Below are 12,254 nucleotides of genomic sequence, written 5' to 3' on the forward strand. Positions count from 1 at the left end.
TCATCCCTTTCTTCCGGCCCATTCCCGCATCGCCCGGCCTGCCGCTTGTTGTTCCGCTTCTTTTTTCGTGCGACCTTGGCCGTCAGCGATCACAGTGCCGTTGACCATGACTGCCGCCACAAAACGCTTGTCATGATCAGGGCCGCTCTCGTCAAGGATGCAGTAGCGAATGTCGGCAGGGCCGCTGCGCTGCACCCACTCCTGAAAGGCCGTCTTGTTGTCGCCGCTGACCAGGTTCTGGGGATTCTCCAGAGCGTCGCCGAAGAGGTCCAGGATGAAGCGTCGAGCCGCCTCGATGCCGCCGGCCAGGAAGAGCGCGCCGATCACCGCCTCCAGGGCGTCCGCCAGGATCGATGGCTTCTCCCGCCCGCCGCTGGTCTCCTCGCCCCGGCCGAGTTTCAGCCAAGCGCCGAGGCCCAGCCGTCGCGCCCCCTCGGCCAGGTTGGCCTCACAGACGACAGCCGCCCGGCGGCGAGACAGTTCTCCCTCTGTCCAGTTGGGATAGCGGGCGAACAACCGCTCTCCGATCACCAACCCCAGCACGGCGTCGCCCAAGAACTCCAACCGCTGGTTGTGCTCCTGCGGCGCCTGGGGGTTCTCATAGGCGAAGGAGGGATGAGTCAGGGCCATCTCCAATGTAGTCAGGTGTTCTCCGGCGATGCCGATCCGCCGGGCAAATTCGGACGGGTGATTGGGTGCTTTTTTCATGAGTTCACCTCAGACAAAAGATCCCCGTGGCCATACGGACACGGGGAGTCTCGAAAAAATCTTCCGCATAACACAGAGCGGATAAGGGCGCAGGTTACTTTACTCCCCGGGGCGGTACTTGCGAATCGCCATGGTGGCGTTGTGACCGCCAAATCCAAAGGTGTTGGAGATGGCCGTGTTCACAACTATTTTGCGCGCCTCGTGGGGAACATAATCAAGATCACAGCCCTCACCTGGGTTATCCAGGTTGATCGTCGGGGGAATGATGTCGTCATGGACAGCCAAGGCGGAGGCGATCAACTCGATCCCGCCGGCGGCGCCGAGCAGGTGGCCGGTCATGGACTTGGTCGAGCTGATGGCCACTTTGTGGGCCGCATCGCCAAAAACCGACTTGATGGCCAGCGTTTCGTAGTAATCGTTTTTCTCCGTCGCCGTGCCATGGGCGTTGATGTAGCTGATATCCTCCGGCTTCAGGCCCGCATCGTTCAATGCAGCCTGCATCGAACGGGCGGCGCCTTCGCCGTTCGGCGCCGGGTCAGTGATGTGGTAGGCGTCACAGGAAGAACCGTAGCCGACCACTTCCGCATAGATGCGAGCGCCGCGGGCGAGGGCGTGTTCCAGTTCCTCAAAGACGAGAATGCCCGAGCCTTCGCCCATGACGAAACCGCTGCGGTCACGATCAAAGGGGCGGCTGGCTTTGGCCGGCTCGTCGTTGAGCGTCGACATGGCCTTCATGGAACAGAAGCCGGCAAAGGCGAGCCGGACGATGGACGCCTCGGTCCCACCGGTCAACACGGCCTTGCAGTCGCCACGCTGGACGAGCCGGAAAGCGCTGCCACAAGCGTTTGTCGCCGAGGCGCAGGCCGTCACCACCGTCTCGCTCGGTCCGCGCAGGTTCAAATGCATGGAGATATAACCGGCGGCCATGTTGGAAATCATCATGGGCACGAAGAAGGGGCTGATCCGGCCGACGCCTTTTTGCATCATCACCTTGGCCTGGTCCTCAAAGGTTTCCATGCCGCCGATGCCACAACCGAGAACGACGCCGAAACGGTCCCGGTCCACCGTATCGAGATCAAAACCGGCATCCTCGATGGCCATCTTGGCCGCGGCGACGCCAAATTGAGAGAAACGATCCATCCGCCGCGCTTCCTTGCGGTCGAGAAACTGAGTGGGTTCAAAATCTTTTACTTCACCGGCAACCTGAGTCGGAAGATCGCTGGCGTCAAAACGGGTGACAGGGCCGATGCCGGATACGCCGTTGGTCAGAGCAGACCAGAACTTCTCCTTGCCTGTCCCTACGGGCGATACCACGCCGACACCCGTGATGACTACGCGCTTGTTCATGATGTGTGCACACACTCCTTAATACGCTTCCACTTCCTGCAAGAGGTTCTGAATGATCTGGCGAACGGGCAGGATCTCCTTGATCCGCTCCACATGCTCGCCCGAAAAAACAAGACCTGTCTCCATATCGCCTTTTTGGGCCTTGTCGAGGGCGTCAACAATACAGAACCATCTCGAACAGTGCTTTAAGCACCCCACGCAGTTTTTCGGCGAAACATCCACACCGTCCGTCAGCTTGTGCCAGAAGGGATTTTTCAGTCCCCTGCCCGGCAATCCAACAGGACTGTCGATCAGAACCACATCGTCATGGTTGGAACGCAGGTACAGTTCTTTAAATTCCGGCGCGGCTGCCGATTCCTCGCTGGCAGCGAAACGGGTGCCCATCTGGACACCGCTGGCGCCCATTTTTAGGACCTCGACGATGTCATGCCCGTCGATAACACCGCCGGCAGCGATGACCGGGATGGTAACGGCCTCCACCACTTCCGGCAGTATCTTTTTCATCGGTTCATCGGTGCCCAAGTGCCCGCCGGCTTCCTTGCCTTCGACAACGACAGCGGCGGCGCCTAGTTTTTGAGCCATTCTCGCCAAACGGGCCGAGGAAACGATGGGGACGATCGGTGTGCCCGATTCCTTCCCCCACTGGAACATATCGCGGGAAAATCCAGCTCCGGATACGACAAGATCGATACCTTCATCGATCGCCGTCTTCACCAGACTGGGAAACTCGCGTGCTGCAAAGAGACAGTTGATGCCAATGATCCCTTTGGTCCGTCTCCGGGCCTCTCGGATCTCTTCCCTCAGTTCCTCCAGCGACATGCCTGTCACTGCGATGAGGCCGATCCCGCCTTCATTGGCAACGGCCGCCGCCAGGGGCGCCGTCGATATACGAATGGCCATACCGCCTTGCATGATGGGCAACTTGGCCACGTGATGGCCGATCTTCAACTCCGGAAGCTTCACCGATTATACTCCCCCAAAATGTCCTTTGGTCTGCGCCAAGGATAAATCGCTGCATATGTTGCGAAGAAAAGGGGCCTATCCTCTATAGGCAGGAAGCCCCGTAACGATACGGGACTTCCGAATTGCACTTTGTTTTATCGGTTTTTGCTTACTGATTTTCCTTGATGTAATCGACAGCCGCCCCAATGGTCTTGATCTTCTCCGCATCCTCGTCGGGAATCTCGATATCGAATTCTTCTTCCAACGCCATAACCAGTTCAACAATATCCAAAGAGTCAGCGTTCAGATCCTCAAAAGAAGTCTCCATGGTGACTTCTTCATCTTCAACTCCTAATTGTTCCACCACGATGGCTTTGACCTTTTCTAAAATGGATGACACGTCTTTCACCTCCTTTAAATACTAGGCCATGACCAATCCGCCGTCGACGTTGATCGTCTGGCCGGTGATGTATGCCGCATCTTCAGAAGCCAGGAAAGTGACCACTTTCGCGACATCTTCCGGTTGCCCCATCCGCCCCAAGGGAATGGACTGGACAAAGGTTTCCCGCACCTCAGCTGACAATTTTTCTGTCATGTCTGTCTGGATGTAGCCAGGGGCCACAGCGTTGACCGTGACGTTGCGGGAGCCCACTTCTTTCGCGACCGTCTTTGTAAAAGCGATCACGCCGGCTTTGGCAGCGGCGTAGTTGGCTTGACCGGCATTGCCCGTCTGACCCACAACGGAAGTAATGTTGACAATGCGCCCATATCGCTGTTTGATCATCGTTTTGATGACAGCCTTGGTGCAAAGATAGACGCCTTTTAAATTGGTGTCCAAAACCTTGTCCCAATCGTCTTCTTTCAGGCGCATTAACAGATTATCCCGGGTGATGCCCGCGTTATTCACCAGCACATCGAGCCGTCCGAAGGCGTCCAGCGCCTTCTGAATCATGGCGTCCACCTGATCCGGCTGGGATACGTCTGCCTGTACGGCAAAGGCCTTGCCTCCCGCCGCAATGATCTCGTCGACAACAGCATTCGCCTTGTCGGCGCTCCCGGCATAGTTGACGGCGACGGCATAGCCCTTGGCCGCCAGTTGGAGGGCGATGGCTCGTCCGATCCCGCGCGATCCGCCGGTGATCAAGGCCGCCCGCATGTCTACACCCATTTTATCCACTCTCCCCCTAAGATGCAAGAACCTTTTGGCAGGCCCATCCTAGGCCTGGATATCGCCTGCCGATAGGACATCGGCGCCTTTGATGATCTTGCGGGCCAGCCCGGCGAGCACCTTCCCCGGACCGACTTCGACAAAGCGGGCGACGCCCTGATCGGCCAAGAACCGGATCGATTGCTCCCACCGGACGGGATGGTCCACCTGGAGGATCAGGTTTTCCCGCACGGCCTCTTTGTCGCGAACAGGCGCCGCCGTCACGTTGGCCACCAGGGGGACTACCGGATCGGCGATGGCCGCCGCCCGGAGCACCTCAGCCATCCGCTCCGCCGCCGGCTCCATAAGGGAGCAGTGAAAGGGGGCGCTCACATTCAAGGGAATGGCGCGCTTGGCGCCAGCCGCTTTGGCCAGTTCCATCGCCTTCTCCACCGCCAGGTTGTCACCAGCGATGACCACCTGGCCGGCGCCGTTGAAGTTGGCCGGTTCGACGACAGCCGACGCAGCGGATGACGCCTGACGGCAAACAGCCTCGACGGCATCCGCCTCTAAACCCATGATGGCCGCCATGGTTCCGCGACCGGCGGGCACCGCCTCCTGCATGAAGAGCCCCCGCTGGCGCACGAGACGCAACCCCTCGGCCAGGGTCAGGCTGCCTGCCGCCACGAGCGCCGAATACTCGCCCAGGCTGTGGCCGGCCATCCAGTCAGCTGTCATCCCCTTCGCCGCCGCCACGCGGTAATAGGCGATCGACGTGGCCAGGAGGGCCGGCTGGGTGTTCGCCGTCAGGCGAAGTTCCTCTTCCGGGCCTTCAAAGCAGAGTTTGCTGAGGGAAAAACCGAGCGTGTCGTCGGCTTCGGCGAAAACCTCCCGGGCTTCCGCATAATCGCGAACCAGATCGGCGCCCATGCCGACAAACTGGGAGCCCTGCCCGGGAAACATAAACAATGTCTGTGCCATTTACGCCTCCTGTGTTCCTGCCGCCAGGCCGCCCATGCGGGCGAGCACCTTTTGGGTTTCGGCCATAATTTCCTCGATGATCTCGCCGGCCTTTTGTTCCCGGCAGACCATGGAGGCCACCTGACCGGCCATGACCGAGCCCATCTCCACATCGCCATCCACCATGGCCATGCGCAGCTTGCCGACGCCAAGGGCTTCCAACTCCTCGGCCGAGGCAGACCGCCGTTCCAACTCTTCAAACTGGCGAACGAGCTTGTTCTTGAGCACTCGAACGGGATGGCCTGTCGGACGTCCGGTCACGACAGAGTCGCGGTCTTTCGCCTTGAGCACCATCGTCTTCACGTTCGGGTGGATCGTGCACTCGCTGGCGCACATGAACCGGGTGCCCATCTGCACGCCCACAGCGCCCAGGCCGAGGGCCGCCGCAAACTGGCGCCCATCGGCAATGCCGCCGGCGGCGATGACCGGGAGTTTGACCGCATCGACGATCTGGGGAACGAGGGCCATCGTCGTCAGTTCACCGACGTGGCCGCCCGACTCCATCCCTTCGGCGATCAAGGCGTCGACGCCGGACTTCTCCAACCGCTGGGCCAGCGCCACAGCGGAGACGACGGGAATAACCTTGGTGCCGATTTCCTTCAGGCGAGGGATGTACTTGCCGGGGTTGCCGGCGCCGGTGGTGATCACCGGAACGCGGTGCTCAATGATCCGATCGATGATGGCGTCCACATGGGGAGACATGAGCATCACATTGACGCCAAAGGGCTTCGATGTGCGGGCTTTGATTTTTTTGATCTCATTGTCCAGCCACTCGGCCGGCGCCTGTCCGGCGCCGACAATGCCCAAGCCGCCGGCCTCCGAAACTGCTGCAGCCAGTTCTGCTGTGGCCACCCACGCCATCCCGCCCTGGAGGATGGGATAGCGAATGCCCAAAAGCTCACACAAAACGGTTTTCACGAGATTCCTCCTAAGCCAAACTCAACAACGACTGTGATAATGAATGATAAAGCCTACTGTTGCCGCCGATTCCATTCAATGGCCATGCTCCCCCAGGTCAACCCGGAACCGAAGCCGACCAGCAACAGGCGATCGCCTGCCTGCACCTTCCCTGCGCGCACGACCTCATCAAGGGCCACCGGGATGGACGCCGCCGACATGTTGCCGCAGCGGTCCAGATTGACGGCCACTTTTTCCATCGACAGGCCAAGCTTCTTGGCCGCCGATTCGATGATGCGCAGGTTGGCCTGGTGCGGAATCAGCATATCGATCTCTTCCTGCTGCCAGCCGGCGGTGTCAAGGGACTTCTGAGAGGCTTCGCCGATGACGCGGACGGCGAATTTGTAGACCTCTTTGCCGTTCATCTTGACAAAATGGTCACCGGCTTCGATGGTCGCTGCCGATGCGGGCCGGCGGCTGCCGCCGGCGGGGACGGTGATCAGTTCACCGCCGGAACCGTCGGCGCCCAGATGAAAGGCCTGGAATCCGCCCTCCTCGACAGGTCCGAGCAGCGCCGCGCCGGCGCCGTCGCCAAAGAGCACACAGGTGTTCCGATCGCCGTAATTCATAAATTTCGATAAGACCTCGGCGCCGATGACAAGAACATGGCGGTACATGCCGGTGGCGATAAACTGGGCGCCGACAGCGCAGCCGTAAATAAAGCTGGTGCAAGCCGTCTCCAAGTCGAAGGCGGCAGCCTTGCGGGCGCCCATCTTCTCAGCGGCGAGACAGGCCGACGCCGGCAGGAAGGCGTCAAAGGTGCAACTGCCGACAATGACCAGATCGACGTCCTCAGGCGCTACACCGGCCGCTTCCAAGGCGCGGGCGCCGGCGACAGCGGCGAGGTCGCTCACAGCCTCCTCGGGAGCGGCCACATGGCGCTCTCGAATCCCTGTCCGCGTGACGATCCACTCGTCGTTCGTCTCCACCATGGACTCAAATTCCTTGTTCGTCATGATCCGCTCCGGGAGATAGGAACCAGTGCCCAAGATACCTACTTTTTTCAACATACCGGCTCCGCCTTTCCGGGGATATGTTCCTGTATGGCCGCGATGAAGTTCTGCTGCACACCCTGACGAGCTACCCGCAGGGCATTTTTGATCGCTTTGGCCTTCGACGATCCATGACAGATAATCGACACCCCATTGACCCCCAACAGGGGCGCGCCGCCGTATTCGGCGTAATCGAGGCGCTTGCCCATGCCCCGCAGGGCCGGTGTGGCCAAAAAGGCGCCCACCTGGGCCATGCGACTGTTTTTCAACTCATCCTTGATCATCGTCTTCAAGGCGCTGACCATGCCCTCGCCAAACTTCAACACCACGTTGCCCACAAATCCGTCGCAGACGATCACATCAGCGCGGCCGAAAAAGAGATCGCGACCTTCCACATTGCCGATAAAACGCAAGGGCGCTTCTCGAAGCATCCCATAGGCGCCGAGGACCAGTTCGTTCCCCTTCGTCTCCTCCTCGCCGATGTTGAGCAAGGCGACACGGGGGTTGGCGATCCCCATCACCCTTTCGGCATAGACACTGCCCATATGGGCGAACTGCAGCAGGTTCTTCGGCTTGGCCTCCGAGTTGGCGCCCACGTCGAGCAGCAGTTTGCCGCCCTCCAGCGTGGGCAGGATCGTGGCGATGGCCGGCCGGTCGATGCCGCTGATGCGCCCCAAGCCAAGGAGGGACGCCGCCATTTGAGCGCCTGTCGAACCGGCAGATACAAGGGCCTGGGCGCGCCCCTCCTTGACGAGTCTCGTCGCCACGACGATCGAGGCGTCTTTTTTCTTGCGGAGGGCGGTGGCCGGCGATTCATCCATGGCGATGACTTCCGACGCAGCGACAACCTCGATGCGCGAACGGGCACCGGCGGAGGCTTCTGCGAGCAGCGGCTCGATGGCGTCGGGACGCCCTACGAGCAGGATCTGCAGGTTCAGTTCCTCTGCCGCCTCGATCGCGCCTTTGACGATCTCTCCCGGTGCATGATCACCGCCCATGGCGTCCAGCGCAATGCGCAATCCCATTTCCCCCTTAGGTCCCAGCGATTTTATCGCGTGCGGTCACATAGAATTTACCGGAAAAAACAACTTCATTGTTTACCGTGCTGACGATGCGGATGATATTGCGGGCGCCGACGACGCGGACCGCCTCTGCCCTGGCGACGACAGTTTCGCCGAAACGGACAGGGCGCCGGTAACGGACCCGGGAAAGGCCGGTCACCGCCACCGTGGCGTCGACAACGGCCACAGCCAACGAGTTGGCCTGAGCGAAGAGATAATGCCCCCTGGCGATCGCGGAGTTTTGCAGGAGCATCGCTTCCGTAACGAGGAGCCGCGATTCCGCCTCCCGGCCGAGCTGCAGGTGGGTGAGTTCACCGACGATCTCTTCACTGCTGAGAGAGCGGACCTCTTTCAACTTCTCGGCGGCCACCTGGCGTGTCCGTTCCCGCACCTCGGGAATGCCGATCTGCTGGCGATCCAGACGGATCGTCTGGATGCTCACCCCCAGCCGGCGCGCCAGTTCCCCGTCGGTGTAGAAGGGGTTTTCCTGCACGATCTGTTCCAGCGCAGCCAGACGGGCTTCTTTTTTCTCCCGCCCCCCCATGGCAATTCCCCCTGTACTCCACGGCAAGAAAAATCTTAGCACCTGCTAACAATTCAAAAGTATAGCGAAAGAGGGCCGATCGCGCAAGCCCCCGGCGCCAATTCGTTACCTATTATTCCCTTTTGCCCCAAAAGAAAAAGGCCTATACGCGATAGGCCTTTTTCAACAATGCATGATTGCTTATTCGGCTTTTTTGCCGACCTCCCGGTCGCGGTAAAAACCGCAGCTGGGGCAGACATGGTGGGGCATTTTCGGTTCATGGCACTGCGGGCAGGGACCAAAAGAAACCAATTCCAGTTTCTGGGTCGCCCGGCGCTGCCGGTTGCGCGATTTCGATCGCCGGTGCTGAGGAACACCCATCTCCTACACCTCCTTTTACGTCTCGGAACGCCCTTTGCCACTTAACAAGGCCTGGAGAGGGGATAACCGGGGATCGACCGGTTCATCCGAGCAGCCACAGGGTCCCTGCGCCAGCAATGCGCCGCATCGCGGACAGAGTCCGAGGCAATCCTCCTGACACAACACCTTCATCGGCAAGGCAAAGATGAGGCTTTCATGAAAAGCGGGGCTCAAATCCAGTTCCCCGTCTTTTTCCAAGGGATAGTTGGGGACTTCGCCCACTGGTTCCGCTTCTTCCGAGGCATCCGTCTCCGGGGCCGTCGTGAAGGTCGCTTCAACGGGAACGTGAAGTTCCATGTTCACCGGTGTCATACAGCGGTCACAGGCGCCAACCACCCGGGTCGTGAGACTGCCGCGGAAGCGGTATCCGCCTTCTTCCCGGGAGAGAAGCCCGTCCACATCGACAGCGCCCTCTAGGCGAAGGTCGCCGCCCAGGTCGGTCTCGTCCCGCCATTGACCAGTGAGGGGAACCGTCAGATTCCGTTCGCGGACTTTGAGCAACAAACCCCGATCAACTTGCACGAAGCTCACCTCTTTAGAAAACAACCAGCCATTATTATACAAAGGCACAGGGAGGATGTCAATGCTTCTGTCCCGGCTTTTATTTGAGGAGCCGGTAGGTGTCGCGAGCGATCATCAGTTCTTCATCCGTCGGCACGACCATGACACGGCAGGTGGCGCCGGCGGCGGACACATCGGCTTCGCCCCGTCCCTTGTTTTTCTCCTCGTCCAGTTGAACGCCCAGGTAGCCAAGGCCGCCGCAGATAGACCGGCGCATGGAGGCCGAGTTCTCGCCAAGACCGGCTGTAAAGACGATGACGTCGACACCGTTCATGACAGCAGCATAGGCGCCAATATATTTTTTAACACGATAGGCGAACATGTCAAGGGCCAGTCGGCACCGCTCGTCCCCCTTGGCGGCTCCTTCCTCCAAATCCCGGAAATCGCTGGAGACGCCAGAAACGCCGAGGACGCCGCTCTTTTTGTTCAGCAGATCATTGAGCTGGCCCGTCGTCAGTCCCTCTTTTTCCATCAGGAAGGGAACAGCGGCTGGATCCATATCACCGACACGGGTGCCCATGATTAGGCCTTCGAGGGGTGTAAAGCCCATCGAGGTGTCGACAGAACGTCCGCCGTCGACGGCGGTGATGGAGGCGCCGTTGCCGAGGTGGCAGGTGATGATCTTCAGGTCTTCCAGCGGCCGGCCGGCCATGGTCGCAGCCCGTTCGGCCACATACTTGTGGGAGGTGCCGTGGAAACCGTAGCGGCGAAGGGAATACTTCTGCGCCAGTTCGTAAGGGAGGGCGTAGTTGTAGGCGTAGTTGGGAAGGGTTTGGTGAAAGGCCGTGTCAAAGACGGCTGCCTGGGAAACGCCGGGCAGCATGTGCGAGCAGGCTTCAATCCCCATCACCGCCGGGGGGTTGTGCAGGGGCGCCACTTCAAAGAGGGCGCAGATTTCGGCCAGCGACTTCTCGTTGATGACAACCGAGTCGGAAAATCTATCTCCACCATGAACGACGCGATGGCCGACAGCGTTGATCTCACTCAACGACGAGACAACGCCATGGTCCTCATGGGTCAAGGCTTCGACGGTCAGTTGGATCGCCCGGTCATGGTTCGGGATCTCCGTCTCGATGACGACCTGGTCTTTGCCGGTCGGCCGATGCGTCAAGATCGAACCGTTCAGGCCGATCCGTTCAACCAGGCCCTTGGCGAGCAGCGCCTCTTTCTGCATATCAAAAACCTGGTACTTGAGCGAAGAACTACCAGAGTTGATAACCAAAACGATCATGAGGATCCTCCTTATATTTGTGACATTTTTCTTTAATATACCCTAATGGTCCACGGTTGTCACTTAAGCAGAAGATTTCGTCAAGATAATTATCTCGAAATCTTCAGAATTTTACAGTTCGTCGGGGGGATGTTGTCGATGGTCTCACTGGTCCCGCTCGTCCCCGGACCGCTTATCCTGACGGTTTTCTTTCTGCTCTTGACCCCGTTCATGGTCTTTTACCCGGCCGTGTCACTCTCCGCGGCGCGGGAGGGTTTACAACTCTGGTTGACCGTCTTGTTGCCGGCCCTCTTTCCCTTTCTGGTGGTCGCCGAACTGATCCTGGCGTTGGGATTGCCCCGGTTGGTCGGCGCAGTCTTGGAACCGCTGATGCGGCCCCTTTTTCGCCTGCCTGGCGCCGCCGCCGTCGTCGTCGCTGTAGGGTTTACCACAGGCTTTCCCGTCGGCGCGATCATGACAGCCCAGCTGATCCGCGAGGGCATGCTCACGGCTGCCGAAGGCGAGCGGCTCGTCCTGTTCACCAACAACGCCAGTCCGCTGTTCATGCTGGGCGCCGTCGGCGCCGGCATGTACGGATCGGCCGAGGTGGGACTGCTGCTGGCGGTCTCCCACTACGGCGCCAACCTGCTCGTCGGCCTGATCAGCGCCCGCCTCTCTCCGGAAGGGCGCTCCTCGGTTTCCTTGCCCTTCCGATACCGCTGGAAAGCGGAATGGCGCATCTTTTTGACCCAGTCCGTCCCCGCCGGGGAAACGCTGGGAGCGGCAATCGGCAAAGGGATGCACAGCATCCTGATCATTGGCGGTTATGCGATATTTTTCGTCGTTGCCTTCCGGCTTCTCTCGGCCGGCGGCCTATTGGCGCCTGCGCTGGCGCTGCTGGAAAGGGCGCTCCCCGCGCTTCAAGCGAGCCCGGAACTGGCGCCGGGTCTCCTGTCGGGGACGCTGGAGATGAGCATCGGCTGTCAACAGATTGCGGTGGCTCAAGCCCCCCTTTCCCAACGTCTTTGCACAACCGCCCTGATTCTGTCCTGGAGCGGACTCTCCATCTTGTCCCAGGTGGCGGCTTGTCTGGCCGGAACGGGCGTTCGCATGAGCCGCTATATCCTGGCTAGGCTGGCGCAAAGCCTTCTCTCCATGGCGATAGTCAGCCTGTGGCTGCCCTATATACCCACTTCGCTCGCCTCCGCCAACATCCCTCCCATCCTTGGTATCCGGCTCTGGCCTTTCTGGCCCGGTTTCTCCGGAACCGTTTATCTGATCCTAGCGTGCCTGCTCGCATTGTGGACGTTCGCCTTGAGACAAAAAGGTTGGCGACAAAAATAAAAAAGGGCGTCCCCAGACACCC

At 59.9% G+C, this 12,254-nt stretch carries 14 protein-coding genes; 1 reads left to right on the forward strand and 13 read right to left on the reverse strand.

Translation table 11 applies throughout. The features are described 5' to 3' along the window. The 13 genes from rnc to GTO89_RS10905 all read right to left on the reverse strand — a co-directional run bounded on the left by rnc (position 1) and on the right by GTO89_RS10905 (position 10,909). Positions 1-708, reverse strand: coding sequence for a ribonuclease III (gene rnc, locus GTO89_RS10845; protein WP_161262097.1), 708 nt, complete (start codon positions 706-708; stop codon positions 1-3). A gap of 99 nt (positions 709-807) precedes the next feature. Next, positions 808-2,055 (reverse strand): beta-ketoacyl-ACP synthase II, encoded by a 1,248-nt coding sequence (gene fabF, locus GTO89_RS10850; RefSeq protein WP_161262098.1) that lies wholly within the window; start codon positions 2,053-2,055, stop codon positions 808-810. Positions 2,056-2,073: 18 nt separating this feature from the next. Further along, a complete protein-coding gene (locus GTO89_RS10855) occupies positions 2,074-3,018 on the reverse strand; it encodes an NAD(P)H-dependent flavin oxidoreductase (RefSeq protein WP_161262099.1) in 945 nt (314 codons plus the stop codon). A 148-nt stretch (positions 3,019-3,166) separates the two neighbouring features. Beyond that, complete coding sequence (acpP, locus tag GTO89_RS10860; protein WP_161262100.1) at positions 3,167-3,397, reverse strand: acyl carrier protein; 231 nt, start codon at positions 3,395-3,397, stop codon at positions 3,167-3,169. Positions 3,398-3,418: 21 nt separating this feature from the next. Continuing rightward, positions 3,419-4,165 (reverse strand): 3-oxoacyl-[acyl-carrier-protein] reductase, encoded by a 747-nt coding sequence (fabG, locus tag GTO89_RS10865; protein ID WP_161262101.1) that lies wholly within the window; start codon positions 4,163-4,165, stop codon positions 3,419-3,421. A gap of 48 nt (positions 4,166-4,213) precedes the next feature. After that, complete coding sequence (gene fabD, locus GTO89_RS10870; RefSeq protein WP_161262102.1) at positions 4,214-5,125, reverse strand: ACP S-malonyltransferase; 912 nt, start codon at positions 5,123-5,125, stop codon at positions 4,214-4,216. Beyond that, positions 5,126-6,025: an enoyl-[acyl-carrier-protein] reductase FabK gene (gene fabK, locus GTO89_RS10875; protein ID WP_235920413.1), complete on the reverse strand. Its 900-nt coding sequence runs from the start codon at positions 6,023-6,025 to the stop codon at positions 5,126-5,128. It lies immediately after the preceding gene. A 110-nt stretch (positions 6,026-6,135) separates the two neighbouring features. Then, positions 6,136-7,131 (reverse strand): beta-ketoacyl-ACP synthase III, encoded by a 996-nt coding sequence (locus GTO89_RS10880; RefSeq protein ID WP_170294477.1) that lies wholly within the window; start codon positions 7,129-7,131, stop codon positions 6,136-6,138. Next, complete coding sequence (gene plsX / locus GTO89_RS10885; protein WP_204758216.1) at positions 7,125-8,132, reverse strand: phosphate acyltransferase PlsX; 1,008 nt, start codon at positions 8,130-8,132, stop codon at positions 7,125-7,127. The genes GTO89_RS10880 and plsX overlap by 7 nt, the downstream gene beginning before the upstream one ends. 13 nt (positions 8,133-8,145) lie before the next feature. Beyond that, the gene (fapR, locus tag GTO89_RS10890) at positions 8,146-8,718 is read right to left on the reverse strand and encodes a transcription factor FapR (protein WP_161262105.1); all 573 of its coding nucleotides are present in this window, start codon (positions 8,716-8,718) and stop codon (positions 8,146-8,148) included. 180 nt (positions 8,719-8,898) lie between these two features. Continuing rightward, positions 8,899-9,078: a 50S ribosomal protein L32 gene (gene rpmF, locus GTO89_RS10895; protein ID WP_161262106.1), complete on the reverse strand. Its 180-nt coding sequence runs from the start codon at positions 9,076-9,078 to the stop codon at positions 8,899-8,901. A gap of 15 nt (positions 9,079-9,093) precedes the next feature. After that, entirely contained in the window at positions 9,094-9,639 is a 546-nt protein-coding gene (locus tag GTO89_RS17685) for a YceD family protein (protein WP_161262107.1), read from the reverse strand. A gap of 79 nt (positions 9,640-9,718) precedes the next feature. Beyond that, complete coding sequence (locus GTO89_RS10905) at positions 9,719-10,909, reverse strand: acetate/propionate family kinase (protein ID WP_161262108.1); 1,191 nt, start codon at positions 10,907-10,909, stop codon at positions 9,719-9,721. Positions 10,910-11,047: 138 nt separating this feature from the next. On the opposite strand from GTO89_RS10905, the gene GTO89_RS10910 reads away from it, so the two are divergent. Then, positions 11,048-12,232, forward strand: coding sequence for a nucleoside recognition domain-containing protein (locus GTO89_RS10910; protein WP_161262109.1), 1,185 nt, complete (start codon positions 11,048-11,050; stop codon positions 12,230-12,232). Positions 12,233-12,254: the final 22 nt, after the last annotated feature.

It is taken from the genome of Heliomicrobium gestii (assembly GCF_009877435.1).
Taxonomy (GTDB): Bacteria; Bacillota; Desulfitobacteriia; order Heliobacteriales; family Heliobacteriaceae; genus Heliomicrobium; species Heliomicrobium gestii.